Source organism: [Micrococcus luteus] ATCC 49442 (assembly GCF_010367585.1).
In the GTDB taxonomy this organism is placed as follows: Bacteria; Actinomycetota; Actinomycetes; order Actinomycetales; family Micrococcaceae; genus Arthrobacter; species Arthrobacter luteus_A.
In genome coordinates this window covers 3,524,776-3,541,869 of the sequence record NZ_JAAAXP010000001.1, presented here as the reverse complement: position 1 = coordinate 3,541,869, position 17,094 = coordinate 3,524,776, and the positions used below count along the sequence as shown (strand labels likewise).

At 65.8% G+C, this 17,094-nt stretch carries 13 protein-coding genes; 4 read left to right on the top strand and 9 right to left on the bottom strand.

Translation table 11 applies throughout. From position 1 onward, the window contains the following. The first annotated feature begins 38 nt into the window (after positions 1 to 38). A complete protein-coding gene (locus GUV69_RS16115; protein WP_164204237.1) occupies positions 39 to 965 on the top strand; it encodes an AEC family transporter in 927 nt (308 codons plus the stop codon). A 13-nt stretch (positions 966 to 978) separates the two neighbouring features. Then, the gene (locus tag GUV69_RS16110) at positions 979 to 2,157 is read left to right on the top strand and encodes an FAD-dependent oxidoreductase (RefSeq protein ID WP_164204235.1); all 1,179 of its coding nucleotides are present in this window, start codon (positions 979 to 981) and stop codon (positions 2,155 to 2,157) included. A gap of 65 nt (positions 2,158 to 2,222) precedes the next feature. Here the strand turns inward: GUV69_RS16110 and GUV69_RS16105 are convergent, their stop codons facing one another. From GUV69_RS16105 to GUV69_RS16080, 6 genes are all read right to left on the bottom strand, one after another. Next, the gene (locus tag GUV69_RS16105; RefSeq protein WP_164204233.1) at positions 2,223 to 4,862 is read right to left on the bottom strand and encodes a trehalase-like domain-containing protein; all 2,640 of its coding nucleotides are present in this window, start codon (positions 4,860 to 4,862) and stop codon (positions 2,223 to 2,225) included. Positions 4,863 to 4,985: 123 nt separating this feature from the next. Further along, positions 4,986 to 6,071 (bottom strand): glycoside hydrolase family 130 protein, encoded by a 1,086-nt coding sequence (locus GUV69_RS16100; RefSeq protein WP_164204231.1) that lies wholly within the window; start codon positions 6,069 to 6,071, stop codon positions 4,986 to 4,988. Between the two features lie 3 nt (positions 6,072 to 6,074). After that, on the bottom strand, positions 6,075 to 7,007 hold the full coding sequence (locus GUV69_RS16095) for a carbohydrate ABC transporter permease (protein WP_164204229.1): 933 nt from the start codon (positions 7,005 to 7,007) through the stop codon (positions 6,075 to 6,077). After that, positions 7,007 to 7,972, bottom strand: coding sequence for a carbohydrate ABC transporter permease (locus tag GUV69_RS16090; protein WP_164204227.1), 966 nt, complete (start codon positions 7,970 to 7,972; stop codon positions 7,007 to 7,009). Before GUV69_RS16090 ends, GUV69_RS16095 begins: the two co-directional genes overlap by 1 nt. A gap of 12 nt (positions 7,973 to 7,984) precedes the next feature. Beyond that, positions 7,985 to 9,295 carry an extracellular solute-binding protein gene (locus tag GUV69_RS16085; RefSeq protein ID WP_164204225.1) on the bottom strand — a complete coding sequence of 437 codons (1,311 nt, stop codon included), beginning with the start codon at positions 9,293 to 9,295 and terminating at the stop codon, positions 7,985 to 7,987. Positions 9,296 to 9,350: 55 nt separating this feature from the next. Next, positions 9,351 to 10,394 (bottom strand): LacI family DNA-binding transcriptional regulator, encoded by a 1,044-nt coding sequence (locus GUV69_RS16080; protein ID WP_164204223.1) that lies wholly within the window; start codon positions 10,392 to 10,394, stop codon positions 9,351 to 9,353. Positions 10,395 to 10,677: 283 nt separating this feature from the next. On the opposite strand from GUV69_RS16080, the gene GUV69_RS16075 reads away from it, so the two are divergent. After that, positions 10,678 to 11,703, top strand: a complete 1,026-nt coding sequence (locus GUV69_RS16075) for a DUF808 domain-containing protein (protein WP_164204221.1) — start codon at positions 10,678 to 10,680, stop codon at positions 11,701 to 11,703. On the opposite strand, the gene GUV69_RS16070 is transcribed toward GUV69_RS16075, so the two are convergent. Next, a complete protein-coding gene (locus GUV69_RS16070) occupies positions 11,700 to 12,710 on the bottom strand; it encodes an LLM class flavin-dependent oxidoreductase (protein WP_164204219.1) in 1,011 nt (336 codons plus the stop codon). The genes GUV69_RS16075 and GUV69_RS16070 overlap by 4 nt on opposite strands. Positions 12,711 to 12,941: 231 nt before the next feature. Continuing rightward, positions 12,942 to 15,287: a coiled-coil domain-containing protein gene (locus GUV69_RS16065; protein ID WP_164204217.1), complete on the bottom strand. Its 2,346-nt coding sequence runs from the start codon at positions 15,285 to 15,287 to the stop codon at positions 12,942 to 12,944. Positions 15,288 to 15,587: 300 nt separating this feature from the next. On the opposite strand from GUV69_RS16065, the gene GUV69_RS16060 reads away from it, so the two are divergent. After that, the gene (locus tag GUV69_RS16060) at positions 15,588 to 16,535 is read left to right on the top strand and encodes an ABC transporter substrate-binding protein (protein WP_164204215.1); all 948 of its coding nucleotides are present in this window, start codon (positions 15,588 to 15,590) and stop codon (positions 16,533 to 16,535) included. 92 nt (positions 16,536 to 16,627) lie between these two features. Here GUV69_RS16060 and GUV69_RS16055 read toward each other — a convergent pair whose 3' ends face one another. Then, positions 16,628 to 17,068, bottom strand: coding sequence for a MarR family winged helix-turn-helix transcriptional regulator (locus tag GUV69_RS16055; RefSeq protein ID WP_164204213.1), 441 nt, complete (start codon positions 17,066 to 17,068; stop codon positions 16,628 to 16,630). Positions 17,069 to 17,094: the final 26 nt, after the last annotated feature.

The window sequence follows — 17,094 nt, the reverse complement described above, 5'->3', positions numbered from 1 at the left end:
CCCGGCACACCCAGCCTCCGCATCCCCGGAGGCATCTCTTGGTAGGCGTGCTGCAGGGCTTTTTTGTGGTCTGGGCCATCATCATGGTGGGCTGGTTTGTGGGCCGCCAGCGGATTCTGGGTGACAACGCACGGCAGGTCCTCAGCGCCCTCACCTTCTTCGTCGCCAGCCCGGCCCTTCTGTTTGAGACCCTGAGCAAGGCCGAACTGCGGGAAGTCTTCGCCGAACCCCTCCTGGTCACCGCGGTGGCGGCCATCGCCAGCGCCCTGATGTTCTTCAGCATCGTGAAGTTCATCCTGAAGCGTGCCTTGCCGGAAGCCCTGATGTCTTCGATGGCCGCTTCCCTGGCCAACTCCGCCAACCTGGGTATCCCCATCGCGGTCTACGTCCTGGGCGACGCCAGTTACGTGGCACCGCTGCTGATCTTCCAGCTGGCGTTTTTCACCCCCCTGTTCCTCATGATCCTGGACTCCAGTACCAGCACCCACCGCACCACGCCCGCGGGCTTTATCCTCATGATCCTCCGGAATCCGATGATCGTGGGCTCCGCACTGGGCCTGCTGGTGGCCGGACTCGACTGGCAGGTACCCGCACTGGTCCTGGAACCGATCCACCTGATCGGCGGGGCGGCCATCCCGGCCATGCTGATCGCGTTCGGCATGAGCCTCAATGGCAGCAAACCGCTGCAGGCCGCGACCGCCAGACGGCTGGACACGCTCTTGGCCAGTGCCTTTAAGCTGGTGATCCAGCCGGCCATTGCCTACCTTTTTGCCCGCTTTGCGCTGGGGATGGAGGGCCAGGCCCTGTTTGCCGTGGTGGTGGTTTCTTCCCTCCCCACGGCACAGAATGTTTTTGTTGCCGCCAGCCGCTACTCCACCGGCCTCACGGTGGCCAAGGACACCGTGCTGATTACCACCGTGGTGGCCGTACCGGCCATGATCGGTGTTGCCCTGCTGCTGAGCTGACCGAAGGAGTGACATGGGAACGATCCTGGACACTGTTGTGATCGGCGGCGGGGCCATGGGCTCCGCTGCTGCCTGGGCTTTGGCCCGCCGCGGCCGGCAGGTCACGCTGCTGGAGCAGTTCGGGCCGGGCCACCATATCGGCGCGTCCCACGGCACCACCAGGAACCTGAATCCCGGGTACCACCGGCCGGAGTACGTTGCGATGCTGGCCGAGGCATTGGCCCTCTGGGAGGAACTCGAGGTGGACAGCGGCGAGCGGCTGCTCACCCGCACGGGCATCGTCAACCACGGTCCCGATCCGCACTTCACGCTGGTACAGGCCGCGCTCACCGAAGCAGGCCTCCGGGCAGAGTTTCTGCGCCCTGACGAGGCCGCGGAGCGCTGGCGCGGCATCCGGTTCGACCAGCAGGTCCTGTACATGCCCGACGGCGGCCAGCTGAACCCTGAGGCCGCACTGCCCGCCTTCCAGCGGCTCGCCGCGGCCCGCGGCGCCGAGATCCGGCACCACACCAAAGTGGTGGCCCTGGAAGTAATGGACGACGGCGTCCGTCTCACCGTGGAATCGGGCGGCGTGGAATCCGGCGGGGCCTCCGGCGGCGCTGGCGGGACCGAGGTGGTCACCGCAGCGCAGGCAGTGGTAACCGCCGGGGGCTGGACGGAGAAGCTTCTGTCCGGCGCGGCCGGCCGCGACACAGGGACCAGGAAGCTGAGGATTCCCCGGCTCAGGGTCACGCAGGAACAGCCGGCGCACTTCGGTGTTGCCGACGAAGGCGCCGTGTGGCTGGGCTTCAACCACATGCCCGGAACCGGCCCGGAATACAAAGACTGGTATTCACCGGTCTACGGAATGCAGACGCCCGGCGAAGGAATCAAGGCAGGCTGGCACGGCGTTGGCCCGCAAGTGGACCCGGACCGGCGGTCCTTCCTCCCGGAGCCCGTCCAGCTCGCGGCGCTGCAGGACTACGCCCGGACCTGGCTGCCTGGCGTTGATGCTGACTCCTTCGAGCCGATTAGCTGCACGTACACCACTACCCCGGACGAGGACTTTATCCTTGACCGGATCGGCCCCCTCGTTATCGGCGCCGGATTCTCCGGGCACGGCTTCAAGTTCACGCCCGTCGTGGGACGGATCCTGGCCGACCTGGCCACCGGCACCCGCGAGGCGCCAGCGATTTTCTCGGCATCCCGGTAGCCCCGGTCCCGGGCCCAGCAGCCCGCCAGCCCGAGGCCTGGAATCCCTCCGCTGGTTTCGAAACGTTACGGGGCCTTCACCTCCGGCCTGTGCAGGTCCAGGAGCCGGGCGCAGCGGATGAAGCCAAGGTGGGAGTAGGCCTGCGGATGGTTCCCCAGGTGGGTTTCCGTGCTGGGATCGTACTCCTCCGGCAGCAGCCCGGTGGGTCCGAACAGGTTCACCAGCTGGTCGAACAGGTCCCAGGCTTCCTCGATCCGGCCCACTGCAACGTACGCCTCTATAAGCCAGGTGGTGCAGATGTGGAAGCCGCCCTCCAAACCCGGCAGGCCGTCGTCGTACCGGTACCTGAAGACCGTGGGCCCCACCCGGAGTTCACGTTCCACGGCCGTGACCGTGTCCAGGAACCGCTGGTCGCGGACGTCCAGCAGGCCGGACAGCCCGATGTGCAGGACGGCAGCATCCAGGTCGGGGCTGTCGTAGGCAACGGTGTAGGACTTCGCCGAGTCATCCCAGCCCTCACGCAGGACTTCGTCACGGATGGTGCCGGCGGTGGTTTCCCACGCGGGGTCCGGGGTCCGGCCGTGCCGGGCGGCCGTCCGGAGTGCCCGGTCCAGCGTCACCCAGCACATCACCTTGCTGTACACGTGGTGCCGGGGCGGCCGCCGGGCTTCCCAGATGCCGTGGTCCGCTTCGTGCCAGCGGGCCAGCACGGCGGAGGCCATCTCCACTATCAGGTGCCAGTGGTCGTCGGCCAGGTCGCCGTTCCGTTCGCTGAGCGCATCGATCAGCTCGGCCACCGGCCCAAAGACGTCCAGCTGGACCTGATGGTCGGCGGCGTTTCCGATCCGCACCGGACGCGAGCCGGCATATCCGGGCAGGCTGTCAATCACGGCTTCGGTGGATAGCTGGGCGCCCGTGACCGAGTACAGCGGGTGCAGCCACTCCGGGCCCGGCGCATGCTCCAGGATCCTGCCCAGCCAGGCCAGGAACCCGAACGCCTCGGCCGTGGAGCCCAGATCCACCAGCGCGTGCACTGTCATGGAACCGTCCCGCAGCCAGCAGTACCGGTAGTCCCAGTTCCTCGTCCCGCCGATCCCCTCAGGCAATGAGGTGGTGGGGGCAGCCAGGACAGCACCGGTTGGCTCGTGAACCAGGGCTCGCAGCACCAGGGCGGAACGGCGGACCAGCGAGGGCTTCACCGCCGGCAGGTCCAGGTCCTGTACCCAGCGGCGGGAGTGCAGGGCCACGCCGGAACGCCGGTCCACTTCGCCGTCCGGATCCGCACATTGCGGTTCGGTGTCCCCGCAGCGCAGGTTAAGGACCGCGGGGCCGTCCTGCAGGTTCACAGTGGCGGTGGCCGTAGCGTGCCGGCCGTCGGAGGTAATGACGAACGTGACACCCGGCGCGAAGAGAACGACGGGGTCCGACGTGCCCACAATGTGCAGTTCGTCGCCGCGGGCCTCCATGCTGAAGGGCACGTTGGCATAGTCCGGCCGTGGCGCAAAAACAATCCTTGCGGCGCCGGTCCCGGAGAGTACCCGGACCAGGCTGGTGATGCCTTCCGGCGCGGGTTCGAGGTAGTCAGTGACGGTGACGTCCGCCCACCGGGTTTCCACAATCATGGTGCTGTCGACGTACCTCTGGCCCAGCACCTGCGAGCTCTTCAGCGGTTCCACGGAGAAGTGCCCGGCGGCGTCGCCGCCGAGGATGTGGGCAAACAGCGACCCTGAATCCGGCAGCGGGTGGCTCATCCAGCAGACTTTGGCGTCCGGGGTGAGCAGCGCGGTGGAGGAACCGTTCCCGATCAGGGTGTGCCGTTCGAGTCCCACGGCGTCCTCACCGAAGAGCCAGGCGCGCCGGAGCTCAAAGAGGATGGCCAGGACCCGGGCAAACGATTCGGGGTCCCGCAGCCGGTGCGCGGCGCGGGTATCCCCCGGCCCAACGTGCAGGCCAAGGTCCGGACCGCGGAGGGTGGCGATGGCCAGTTCGTCGCTGTAGGCATCACCGGCGTACAGGGCGGCACTGGCACCGAGCCGGGACCGGAGGTTCTCCAGTGCGTCGGCCTTGGACGGTTCCACCACAGAGAGGTCCAGCACGGACCCGTCCACGATGAAGAACAGTCCGTGGGCCCGGGCGATCCCGCGGGCAGTCTCTGTCACGGACTCCACAACATTCGGCGCTGCCGGACGGGTGTGCACCGACACCGCAACTGGCTTGCGCTCAATCCAGATACCTTCCTGGAAGCCCACGGCCTCGGACAGCGCGGTGCTGACTTTCTGGAGGATCACCTCTGTGGCCAGCGGCTGGACGTGCGCGTACTGCATGTCCGATTCAGCGCCGTGCGAGCCGACGAGGTGGACTTCCGCAGGCAGCCGGGAGACGGCGGCGAGGTCACGCAGGGAGCGCCCTGAGATGACGGCGGCATGGGTGTTGGGCAGGGCGGCCAGGGCACGGAGTGCGATCGCCGCGCTGCCCAGGGGCAGGGTTTCGGTGGAAATACCCTCTGCGTCGCACAGGGTTCCGCCGTAATTGCAGGCAACGAGCAGCCCGGGGACGCGGGCCAGGACTTTGAGTTCGGCCAGCAGGGTGGGGGTGAACCCTTCATCTGCGGCATCCGACTGGACGAACGCCCGCAGCAGGCCCAGTGGGAGTGACTTGGTCAGGAGCGCTGAATCCGCCACGCTCTGGTTTAACGGAGTAGGCATTTGCATAACCTTTCCAGCGGAAAACGGCCCGGTACGGCAGCCGCTTCTCTCATTCTGCGGCGCTGCGGTTTCCCCCGAAAGTCCCCATTGTTGCGTTTTCGTAAAGTCCGACGGCGGCGCGCCTCAGACGCGGTCCAGTGTGGCCACGCCGATTTTTGAGTCCGCCATGCCGTAGAACACAAACAGCTGATCGCCGATTTTCTCGATGGCGGTGGGGAACACCACGTTCGGCACAATGCCGGAGATCTCGTCCTCGGTTTCGGGCGCCAGCAGCGGCTTGTCGCTGCGGGCGATGACCTTGGACGGGTCTTCCGCGGACAGGATCATGGCCGCCGCCGTGTAGTTGACGTTTTGCTGCTGATCGAACGCGGAGGCCGCCATCTTGCCGGCCACCCCGTGGTGGATCAGGAGCCAGCCTTCGTCCACGCGGAGCGGGGGCGGGCCGCCGCCGATCTTGAGTTCCTCGAACGGGAATTCGCTGAGGGCCACCAGGCGGTGCTTGCCCATGTGGACGAGGTTGCGCAGGTCGCGCCCGACGTCGGCCACGGCCACGTAGGAGATCCAGATGCCGGGCCGGTTGTCCGTGACACCGGCGGGCAGGTGCTCGCCTTCGCCGGGACGGATCCAGCCCAGGTCCCACATGGGGCGGTGCAGCATGGCGTAGGAGGGCACGCCGTCGGGATCGTTGACCGGCTCCGGGAAGAACACTGCGTCCTTGTTCGGAAACAGGTTCAGGTCCATGGACAGCTCGGCCTGGTATTCGAAGAAGCAGGGGCCAAGGCGGTCCCAGGTCCGGAGGTCCTCGGAGTGCGCGAACGCCAACCGGGGACCGAGCGGACCGTACGCCACGTACGTCATGAGGTGCTTGCCGAGGGCCGGAACCCAGGTTGTCCGCGGGTCCTCGGTGCCGGCGTTGTTCAGGCCGCGTTCCCAGCCCTCGTCCGGAGCCAGGACAACGCCTTCGCGTTCAACTCCGGTGGGGACGCCGTCGTCGTTGATGACCACTTTGGCGAGGCCCACGCGGGACACATTGCCCGACGCGACAAGCCGAGGCAGCAGATACAGTTCGCCGTCCGGGCCGCGGCCGCTGGCGGGGTTGAGGACGCCCTCGGCTTCAAACTCGTTTCCCGGTTCGGGGGTCATGATGACGCCGGCGCGGGTGAGGGTGAACGGGACAGTGGGGAGTGCGGAAGTGTGGGGGGAGGTCATGAATTAGCCCTTTACGCTGGAACCGATATTGGTCGAGATGAACTGGCGCTGGAAGAAAATGAACAGCGCGACGGCGGGCGCCGCCAGGACGCAGGCACCGGCAAGGATGGCGCCGAACGGGTTGCCGGCCTGGCCGGCGATGTTGGAGATGAAGTTGGCCAGGGAAACGGCCAACGGCTGGAGGGACTGTTCCTTGGTGACCAGGAAGGGCCACAGGAACTCGTTCCACGGGCCGATGAAAGTCAGCAGGACAGCTGTGACAATCGCGGGACGGACCAGCGGGATGGCGATCTGCCACAGGATCCGCAGCTCGGAGGCGCCGTCGATCCGGGCCGCCTCAAACAGGGTCGAGGGCAGCTGGAGGAAGTACTGGCGGAACACAAACACGGCCGTGGAGTTGATGGCGAACGGCAGGATCATGCCCAGGTAGCTGTCCGCCAGGCCGTAGTCGCGGACGATCATCACGTAGAGCGGGATGAGGAGAAGCTGGAACGGGATCATCTGGACCAGCAGCATCATGCCGAACACCACACCCCGGCCACGGAACTGCATCTGCGCCAGGGCGTAGCCCACCAGCAGTCCGAAGACCACCGTGAAGAAGATGACGCCGCCGGTGAAAATGCCCGAGTTGAGCAGGCCGCGGAACAGGTTGATGGACTCGTTGATCTGCACATAGTTCGCGCCGGTGATGTTGCCCGGATCCGGGAACGCGCCCGCCACGGACGTGTCCGGCGAGGTCTGCAGCGAGCCGATGAGCATGTAGTAAAACGGGAAGAGGAAAACAAAGGCACCGAGGGCCAGCAGGATGAAGCTGCCCACGCCCAGGTTGCGGCGCTTTTCGACGCCCGAGTCGGGACGGAGGGCCGGTTCCGGTTGTTCCGGACGCTGGCTGGCGGCGTCGTCGTTCTTGGCGTTTTGCGCGTTGGTGACGGACATCAGTCCTCCTTCCCGCCCACGAGGCGTTTCTGGATCAGGGCAATCAGCAGCACGCCGATCACCAGCACCACGCCCAGCGCGGCCGCGACGTCGGGGTTACCCTGCAGGAGTCCCCGCTGGTACATGATGAAAACGGGTGACGCCGAGGCTCCGTCCGGACCGCCGCCGCCGGTGAGCAGATAGGGCTCGGTAAACAGGTTCGCGCCGGTGATGGTGGCCAGCAGCGTGACCAGCACACTGGCGGGCCGGACACCGGGAACGGTGATGTTCCAGAACTGGACCCACTTGCTGCCGCCGTCCACGGACGCCGATTCGTACAGTTCATCGGGGATGTTCTGCAGCGCAGCAAGGTAGAGCAGGATGAAGAATCCCAGCTGTTTCCACGTCACGTACAGCGCCACGGTGGGCATGGCCAGCCAGGAGTTGACCAGCCAGGACGGCGTGGGAGCGAGCGGGCCGAGCACGGTGTTCAGGAGCCCGCGTTCCTGGAACAGGAACAGCCAGACCCCGACGACGGCCACGCTCGCCGTGACGTACGGGACGTAGTAGCTGAGCCGGAAGAACGTCTTGAACCGGGTGACGCGGTTCAAGGCGTTTGCCAGCAGCAGGGACAGGCCCACGGTGAGCGGGACGTTGATGATGAGGAAGATGCCGATGTTCAGGAAGGAGCGCTGGACGGCGGGGTCGGACAGGACGGTGACGTAGTTCTCGAAACCTACAAACGGCCGGTCCACTGTGACGCGGGGAGCGGTAAAAAAGAAATCGTGGAAGGACATGTAGACGGCGTAGCCGAGGGGGAACGCCAGGACGGCCAGGACATAGATGACGTAGGGGGCGCTGAACAGCAGGCCCAGCGGCTGGGGGCCCAGGAAACTTTTGCGCTTCCCGGGCACCAGCCGCCGGTCCGCCGTCCCGCCAACCGGCTTCCCTGTGACGGGGCGCCCATCAGAGGAGGGGAGTGACATTGGCGGTCACCGCTACTTCTGGGCTACCAGTTGGTTGATCTTGTCCGCCGCGTCCTTGAACGTGGTGTCGATGCTCTCGTTGCCGAAAATGACAGCCTTGGAATAGGCGGTCCGGAAGGTCTGCCAGACTTCAACCGAGTTGGCGACGTTGGGGACCTCCACGGTCCGCGCTGCCTGCTCGGCGAACTGCGTGTACGCCGGGTTCTTGGCGAAATAATCCGCGTAAACCGTGGGGAGGTCCTGTCGCATCGGCATCTGGCCGGTCTCGGTCAGCAGTTTGCCGTCCTGCTCCTGGCTGGTGGCGAACTTCATCACTTCCCAGGCGGTGCCCTGGTTCTCGCACGCGGAGTACATGGCCACGTTTTTGGCGTCGGAGAAGGTTGACGTCTCGGCCTTGGCCTGGGCTGCCGGGACCGGAACCGCGCCCCAGTTCACCTTGTCCTTGTAGGCCGCGATGGCCCACGGACCGGCCATGGACATGGCTGCCTTTCCCTCGGCGAAGGAGTCGCCCTGGTAGACCTCCTTGGACGCCAGGTTCTCCTTGTAGAGGGTCTGGAACATCGTGGCCACCTGCTTGCCCTGCTCGCTGTCGAAGGTGGCCTTGCCGTCCTTCACCAGCGGAGTGCCGTCAGAATTGGCCGCGTAGTAGGAGTAGAAGTCGAACCAGGACTGGAAGAAATCGCTGGCAGGCGAGGGCCAGATGGCTGTGGTGGCGGCACCCGAGGACACCAGGGTTCGGGCAGTGTCCAGCAGTTCCTGGTGGCTCCCCAGCTTGGGGCTCTCCGGGTCCAGGCCGGCCTTGGCGAAGATGTCCTTGTTGTAGAAGAGGACGACGGGGTTGGACTTCCAGGGCAGCTGGTACATCTTGCCGTCACTGGACTTGTACTGGTCCGCGAGGTCACCTGTGCGGTCCTTGATGTACTGGGCGCCGTCCGGGAACTCGTCCAGGGCCACCAGCCCGCCCTGCTTCTGGAACTGGGGAACGGCAACAGGTGCCGTGTTGAAGACCAGGCAGGGGGCGTTGCCGGCGGTGATCGCGGCTCCGATGACTTCCTCGGAGCTCTTGCCCGCCGGGATTTCCTGGGCGTCGATCTTCTCCTCCGGGTGTGCGGCGTTCCAGGATTCCACCATGGATTTGCCCCATTTCACCTCGAACTCGTTGTTGGAGTACCAGATTTTGATGGGGCCCTTGGCCTCCGTGGCGGGGCCGGAACCGCCGCCGGTACCGCCACCGCTGCCGCCGCCGCAGGCCGCCAGGCCCGCCCCCATGACGGTCAGGGCGGTCACTGACAATATTCGCGTGGCTTGGGTAAAGCGCTTCATTGCGACTCCTTGGTACGGATCCCGGTAGGGATCTTCGACTGGTCGGGGTGGGTTCTTAGGTGGAGGTGGTGTGCGGAATTGAGGCGGCCGGGGCGGGCCCGGTGGACGCGCGGACCAGCAGGGCGGGTGCCTGCAGGACGGTGTCCTCGCCTGAATGCGTGCCGTTGAGCTGGTCCAGGAGTGCCTGTGCGGCCACCCTGCCCCATCGCATCGGGTCGGTGGAGATGGTGGTCAGGGGCGGGTTCAGGTACTGGGTGAACTCGGCGTTGTCATAACCGGTGACTGACAGGTCGCCAGGAACGTTCAGGCCCTGCGTTTTCGCGTACGACTGGCCGGAGGTGGCCATCAGGTCGTTGGCATAGACAATCGCGGTGGGCGGGTCCGCCCGGCCCAGCAGTTCAGCGGTGGCGGCCACTCCCCCGGGCGCAGTGAAGTCCGCCTCGGCGAACAGGTCCGCAGCCAGTCCGGCGCGGGTCATGGCTGACTCCCAGGCCTCGCGGCGGCTGCGGCCGTGGATGTATTCCTGGGCACCGCCCACATGCCCGATCCTCCTGTGGCCCAGCGAGATCAAATGTTCGACGGCGGCCGTGATGCCGTCCGTGTCGTCCATGCACACTGCGGGGAAGGGCGAGTCCGGGTCCGGCCGGTTGAGCGTCACCGCAGGCAGGCTGAGTTCCCGCAGGAGTCCGATCCGCGAGTCGTTGTGCCGCACGTCGGTGAGGATGACGCCGTCCACGCGGCCGCCGTCGGCCAGCTTGCGGTAGGCACGTTCTTCAGCGCCGGCTGCTGTGGCCACACTCAGGACCAGGGTGTAATCATGCTCCGCCAGGGTGGTTTCGATGCCTGCGATGAAGGCGGGGAAGAAGGGATCCGTGCCCAGGAGTTTGGGATCCCGGGCCACCACCAGACCCAGCGCATAGGCCTTGGCGGAGGAGAGGCCCTTGGCGCGGAGGCTCGGCTTCCAGCCCAGGTCTTTCGCCACCCGGAGAATCCGCTCCCGGGTTGCGTCGCTGACGCCCGGCTGGCCGTTGAGGGCATAGGAGACAGCACCCTTGCTGACGCCGGCCGCGTGGGCGACGTCGCTGATGGTTACTGCCATGTGGGGCCCTTCGGAGTCATGGTTCCGTGAGATGGGCCACTGAACCGGTTCAGTAAATTCAACTAAACCGGTTCAGTTAGTGATTGTCAAGGTCCTGCCGACGCTCGTGAGGGCGTTCCGCAGCCCGGTCCCACGGGGCATGGTCACTTCCGACGCCACATTTCGGGTAACCGGCATTCTCGACGGGCCGCCAGCCGCCATAGACTCGGAGCATGCCAATCACGCGCCAAGACAGAGCCATCCGCCTCCAACTGCCCGCCCCCAAGCCGTCCGGGGACCAGCTGTGAGCGGCGGTCTCGTTGCCCTGCTGGACGACGTCGCAGCACTGGCCCGGATAGCGGCCGCCTCTGTGGACGACGTCGCAGCCGGAGCTGCCAAAGCGGGGGCCAAGGCCGCCGGCGTGGTGATCGACGACGCCGCCGTCACCCCGCAGTACGTGTCCGGGCGGGACCCGTCCCGCGAACTTCCCATGATCAAGAAGATTTTCTGGGGCTCGCTGCGGAACAAACTACTGATCATCCTGCCGGCGCTGCTGCTCATCAGCGCCTTTATTCCGGGGGCCATCCCGTTCATCCTCATGGCGGGCGGCACCTACCTCTGCTACGAGGGAGCCGAGAAAGTCTGGCACAAGTTCCGCGGCCACCACGAGGCCGAGGAAGACGCGCCGGCCGTCGACCGGGGCCCGGAGGCCGAGGCCAAGGTCACCAAGGGCGCCATCACCACCGACTTCATCCTGTCCTGCGAGATCATGGTCATCTCGATGAACGAGGTGGCCGCCGAGTCCCTGCTGGTCCGTGCGTTCATCCTGGTGCTCGTGGCCCTCGTGATCACGGTGCTTGTGTACGGAGCCGTCGCCCTCATCGTCAAGATGGACGACATCGGCCTGCACCTGGCCGCCAAGGACTCCGCGGGTTCCCAGCGCTTCGGTGAGCTGCTCGTCAAGGGCATGCCCGCCGTGCTGGCCGGCATCACCCTGATCGGGACCGTCGCCATGCTGTGGGTCGGTGGCCACATCATGCTGCAGGGGGCGTACGACCTCGGCTGGCACGCGCCGTACGACCTGGTCCATGTCCTCGAGCACCCTGTCGAGGGCATCGCGGTAGTGGGCGCCTCGCTGGCCTGGCTCGTCAACACCCTGTGCTCGGCCGTTCTGGGGCTCGCCTGGGGCCTTGTGGTCATGGCCGTCGTGGGTCCGCTGCTCAAGGCACTGCCGTTCGGCAAGAAGGAGGCCGGCCACGAAGAGGGCGGCACCGATGCAGCGGCCACCGGCCACCCGCCGGCGCCGCACAAGGCCGATCCTCCCGCCTAGCTCCCAGCCGAATTAGCTCCTACCCGGGCCAGCCCGGCAACCTCGGCGAGCAGCTCAACGGAGCGGATCCGGGCTTCGGTGCCGGTGTTCTGGTGCGCCACAATGAGTTCATCGGCGTCGGAATGCTTGGCGAACCCGTCCAGGTAATCGATCACCGCGTCCGGCGTGCCCACAGCCGAATACGTCATCATCTGTGAAACATGCTGGCCCTGCGGTGAGTCCAGGACCATGTCCGCCTCGTCATCGGTGAACTCGCGGCCACCGCCGAAGAACAGCCCCACCCTGGCGCGCAGTGTTGCCCGGAAGGCTGCCTGCGCTTCGGCGGCGGTGTCGGCCGCAATTACGTTGACGCCGGCGATCACGTGCGGGGCATCGAGCTGGGCGGACGGCTTGAATTCGCGGCGGTAGAGAGCCACGGCGTCCTGCAGGGCGTTGGGGGCGAAGTGCGAAGCGAAGGCGTAGGGCAGGCCCAGCTGGGCCGCGAGGCGCGCGCCAAACAGCGAGGATCCCAGGATGTACAGCGGCACGTTGGTGCCCTTGCCAGGGGTGGCCTCGACGCCCTGGATCCGGGTGGGGCCGGTGAGGTAGCCCTGCAGTTCCAGGACGTCCTGCGGGAAGCTGTCGGCGGACATCGGGTCCCGGCGCAGTGCGCGCATGGTGTTCTGGTCGCTGCCGGGGGCGCGGCCCAGGCCAAGGTCGATCCGGCCCGGGTGGAGCGTTTCCAGGGTGCCGAACTGCTCGGCGATGGTCAGCGGCGAGTGGTTGGGCAGCATGATCCCGCCCGCGCCGAGCCTGATGGTGCTGGTGTGCGCAGCGACGTGTGCGATCAGGACGCTGGTGGCCGAGGATGCTATGGCGGACATGTTGTGGTGCTCGGCGTACCAGATCCGCCGGTAGCCAAGCTCCTCCGCCCGCTGCGCCATGGCGACGCTGCCCGCGAAGCTCTCCGCCGCCGTTTGGCCTTTGCCGATGGTTGCCAGGTCAAGGATGGAGAGGGGAAGCGTCACGTCGGTGCCGGCCTTTCGAATGCGTTGCGTAGTTGTGGGCACGCCGGGTCACGGCGCGCTCACTGTGGTCAACCGCCACGGGCGCCGGGATATTTCTGCCCTGCACGTTTGCCCGGTCACGTCCGCCTGCAGGACGTGCGAGAGGGGCCCGGCCTGGTGGACTGATCCACCGGCCGGGCCCCTCCCTTCCTGACGCCCTCCATCGCGCGCCGGGATGCAGGTTGAATCAGGTCAGGCGACGCAGCCGCCCAACAGGATTGAACCGTCAATGGCCTTGATCTGGTTCTGGACGTCCGCCATCTTGGACTGGAGGTCGGCTACGACGTCCTTCTGCACCTTGATCGGCCCGCTGTTGTTCCCCTTCTTCGCCTGCAGAACCCGGAGAGTGTCCTGGGCTGCTGTAACCTGCCCGTCCATTGTGGTGAGCTGCGCCTGTAGGGACTTGAGGGCGGCGTCTGCTGCATCGATCTCTCCGTTGATCTTCGTCAGCTGGTCCAGAAGCGGCGCCACCCTGGTCTGCAGGTCCAGGACTTCGTCTTCCCTGGCCGTGATCTTTGCGTTGAGGCCGGCGAGGTTCCCTGCAAGAGCCTCTCCAAGCGTGTTCAGCGAGTTAACTTCGGTGGCCTGCTGTGTGACGGCGTCGTCGGCTGCGATCAGAGCTGCCTGGAGTGCCGGCAATTGTTCCCGCAGGGAGTCGAGGTCGGCGATCCTGTCCGCGACAGCTTTGTCTGCGGCCGCCTGTGCGTCCAGTGCCTGAGTGAGGGCAGCATTGAGGCTTTTCAGGGTTTCCTTCTGAGTGGCGATTGCCGCGTTCGCCGCCTCCACGCCTTCCCTGAGGGTCGGCAGTTCCGCTTCGAGGTCTGCTACGACTTTCCCCTGGGCTGCCACGGCGCTGGCGGCAGTTGCGACAGCGTCCTCCAGGCCGGGCAGCTGATGGTAAAGGTCGGTCAATTCGTCCTGCTTGTCCTCAACTGCGCTGTACGCCTCCCTCGCGGCTGTTTGGAGCGCTGGCACTTGCAGTTTCAGTGCTGCGATCGCCGTTTCCTTGGACGTGACGGCGGCATTCGCAGCATCCAGCGCTGCCTGCAGCGGCACCGTCTGCAATTGGAGGGCGCTGCTTTCTTTCTGCTTGGCCTGCAGTTGGCCGTTGAGCGTATCGACGGCAGCTTGCAGCTTGGTGAGATCACCAGAAAGGAGCGCGATCTGGTTGTTCTTGCCGCTGATGTCGATGGTTACATTGGCAAGCTCCGCCTGTTTGCCTGCGAGCTTCTCCTGAAGCTCGCGCTTTTTGCTCGAATTCGAGTTGTCACCGCCTTTGATGGCGGCGATTTGAGCCTCCAAGTCAGCAATGTCCGATAAAAGGCCAGCCTTCTTTGCCTCCAAAGCCGTAAGCTCCGTTTTGGCCTGGGTGAGCTCCGACTGCTTGGCGGTGACTGCGGCGTTAGCGGTATTAATCTGGCCCTGGAGAGTGGCGATGGCAGCCTGGGCCGTCGCTAACTGGTCAGCGTTGGCCTTCGCAGCCGCGGCTGCGGCTGCCGCCTTTACCTGCAGCGCCTTCAGTTCTTCCTGGGCTGCCCCGATCGTGGTGTTCTGGTTGTCGAGGGCCGCGTCGGCATCGTTTGCCGTTGCCACAAGGATGGCCAACTGACCCTCCGCAGTGCTGATCTCCGCCTTCTTGTTCGTCACGGCTGCGTCCGCCTCTGCGGCAGCTCCCTGGAGGCTGGTGAGTAGTGCGCGGGCGCCGGCTACCCAGTCCAGCTGCTCGTCCAGTTCTGTCTGGGCGGTTGTGCCAGCCTGTTCCAAGTCGGTCAGCGTTGCCTCCCCGTTACTCACGGCCGTGGCAGCAGTGTCGGCGGCGGCAGCCGCCTGCTGCGCCTGCGTCACCAGCGTCTCGAGCTGGCCCTCTGCAGCCAGGATCTCGGCTTCTTTGACGGACAGGTCATTGCTGGCCCGAGTGGCGGCCTCTTGCAGCCCGGTGAGGTCAGCCTCGGCTGAAACGAGGGCTTCAATGTTGGCCTCAATCCGTCGGGTCAGGTCATCAGCCTCCTTATGGAGGACAGCGGCGTCAGCTTTCGCGGCGTCCAGCTCCGCCTGCAGCGGCGACAGCTCCGCGGCAACAGCGTCCCCGTCCGCCTGCAGCTTACTGATGGCGGCCTCGGCATCTGCCACGGCCTGCCGCATGGCTGCTGCGTCGGCATCAAGAGTCGTGAGCTCCTTCTGTGCAGCCGCCTCGGCCGAAGCCACCCTTTCTTCCTCCGCCTCCAAGCCAGCAATCTGCTGGTCCGTAGCGGCGATTTCAGCCTTCAGGGATTCGGCAGCAGTCTCAAGCGTGGCGCGTTCGGCCTGCAGGTCAGCGATGACGGCTGCATTCTTCCTGGCTGCGGCCTTCAGCAGGTTCTCCTGCACGAAGCCCCGGTGCGCCTGCTGGTTCACCACCCCGTTGCAGATACCGCTGGCCGGGCCCGGCGCGGCGGTGGCCGGCATCGCAAAAACCAGGGTGCTGGTCAGCAGACCAGGCAGGACAACCGCGGCGGCGAGGCGACGGGCGAAGACGGACTTGGGCGCTGCAGTAGGCATGAAGATACTCCTGGTGAGACCGTGGATGCGGCCCCCTCCGGCCGCTTCCACCCCACCGTAGAGGGATAGCCGAAGGTGCACACGCGTAGTCGCCACCCGTCTTTTTGCCGCGAGTACTCACATTCGAAGGAACCACCCAGGGCACTACTTGTTTTGTGACGGACCCTGACGTCCGATTAACCGGAGTTACCCCTCGTCTCGCTCCGTTTCGGCGGGCTTTGATTGGCCCCGGAGGCTCCCGGATAGTTGCTGCAACAAGCGAATTTCCGCTGCATCACTACTCACTTCCAAGGGGCAATCATGGTCAGGATCAAGATACAACAGGCTGTCGGGACGGCCCTCGCAATTTCGTCGCTGCTGGCGCTTGCCGCCTGCTCGGACCCGGGCGCAACGGCGGCGACAGCACCGTCGTCGGCCTCCGCCGCCAATGCGGGCGGCAAGACGTTCAACCTGACGCCGGAACAGAACCGCGTCAAGGTGACCGTGGATGCGGCCGCTGCAGCGCTGGTCCCGGAAGCCATCAAGGCCGATGGCAGACTGACCGTGGTCACCACCGGCGGCACCGCGCCGCTGAGCTTGTTCGCCACGGATAACAAAACGCTCATCGGCAGCGAAGTGGACATCGCTTACGCGGTGGGCGAGACCCTGGGGCTGGAGGTGGAGGTGCTTCCCGTGGCGTGGGCCGACTGGCCGCTGGGCGTCGAATCCGGCAAGTACGAGGCCGTCCTGTCCAACGTCACGGTCACGGAGGCACGCAAGGAGAAGTTCGACTTCGCCTCGTACCGCAACGACCTGCTGGGCTTCTATGCCAAGACTGATTCATCCATCGGCGAGATCAAGGAAGCCAAGGATGTTGCCGGCAAGCGCATCATCGTCGGCTCGGGCACCAACCAGGAAGCCATCCTGGTGCGCTGGGATGAGGAGAACAAGGCCAAGGGCCTCGCGCCGGTTGAGTTCCAGTATTACGACGACGATTCGGCCTCCACGCTGGCCCTCCAGTCCGGCCGTGCGGACCTGACGTTCGGCCCCAACGCCGGCGCCGCCTACAAGGCCGCCAAAGACGGCAAGACCAAGGAAGTGGGAACGCTGAACGGCGGCTGGCCGCTGACGGCCGAAATCGCGTTCACCACCCAGAAAGGGAACGGCCTGGCCGCCGCAGCCCAGGCAGCGCTGAACACGATCATCGGGGACGGCAGCTACGCCGAAATCCTGGACCGCTGGGGCCTGTCCTCGGAGGCCATCCAGTAGTCCGAACTCAACCCGCCCGGCCTGCCCAAGAAGTAGCCCGCCCGCGCGAAGAATCCCCGTCCTGCTCCAAAGAGGCGGGGATTTTTGCTGCGCTACCGGTCCGTGGTCCGCAGGCGGTCAACGACGTCACTGAAGGCCTCCAAGGAGGCGTAGAGGGCTTCCCGGTGTTCGGGCGGGAGCTGTTCCAGGACGTCTTCGAGCGAACCCGTCACCGCGGCGTCGATGCTGCGCTTGTTCCGGCGCGCCTCCTCCGTCAGGGAGAGCAACGACTTCCGCTTGTCGTCCGAATCCGGGACCCTTTCCACCAGCCCGCGTGCGCCCAGTTCACGGACGGCGGCCGAAACATTCGACGGTTTGATGTCCAGCGCGGCCCCCACTTCCGTGACGCTGGACCTGTCATGGCCTTCCAGATATCCGAGGATGACCCGCTCCGTGACAGGCAGTGGTTCCAACCCGGCACGAATGGGTCCCTTGCGTTGAACCCACCAGGCGAGGTCAAGGAGCGCCTTCGCTACCTCATGCACTTTTTCCATTCTTCAATTTTGTTATGCAGACATAC

Bases quoted from the DNA above. Each gene is read 5' to 3' on its own strand.
- GUV69_RS16110 (WP_164204235.1), top strand. From the start codon at position 979: ATGGGAACGATCCTGGACACTGTTGTGATCGGCGGCGGGGCCATGGGC.
- GUV69_RS16105 (WP_164204233.1), bottom strand. From the start codon at position 4,862: ATGCCTACTCCGTTAAACCAGAGCGTGGCGGATTCAGCGCTCCTGACC.
- GUV69_RS16100 (WP_164204231.1), bottom strand. From the start codon at position 6,071: ATGACCTCCCCCCACACTTCCGCACTCCCCACTGTCCCGTTCACCCTC.
- GUV69_RS16095 (WP_164204229.1), bottom strand. From the start codon at position 7,007: ATGTCCGTCACCAACGCGCAAAACGCCAAGAACGACGACGCCGCCAGC.
- GUV69_RS16090 (WP_164204227.1), bottom strand. From the start codon at position 7,972: ATGTCACTCCCCTCCTCTGATGGGCGCCCCGTCACAGGGAAGCCGGTT.
- GUV69_RS16085 (WP_164204225.1), bottom strand. From the start codon at position 9,295: ATGAAGCGCTTTACCCAAGCCACGCGAATATTGTCAGTGACCGCCCTG.
- GUV69_RS16080 (WP_164204223.1), bottom strand. From the start codon at position 10,394: ATGGCAGTAACCATCAGCGACGTCGCCCACGCGGCCGGCGTCAGCAAG.
- GUV69_RS16065 (WP_164204217.1), bottom strand. From the start codon at position 15,287: ATGCCTACTGCAGCGCCCAAGTCCGTCTTCGCCCGTCGCCTCGCCGCC.
- GUV69_RS16060 (WP_164204215.1), top strand. From the start codon at position 15,588: ATGGTCAGGATCAAGATACAACAGGCTGTCGGGACGGCCCTCGCAATT.
- GUV69_RS16055 (WP_164204213.1), bottom strand. From the start codon at position 17,068: ATGGAAAAAGTGCATGAGGTAGCGAAGGCGCTCCTTGACCTCGCCTGG.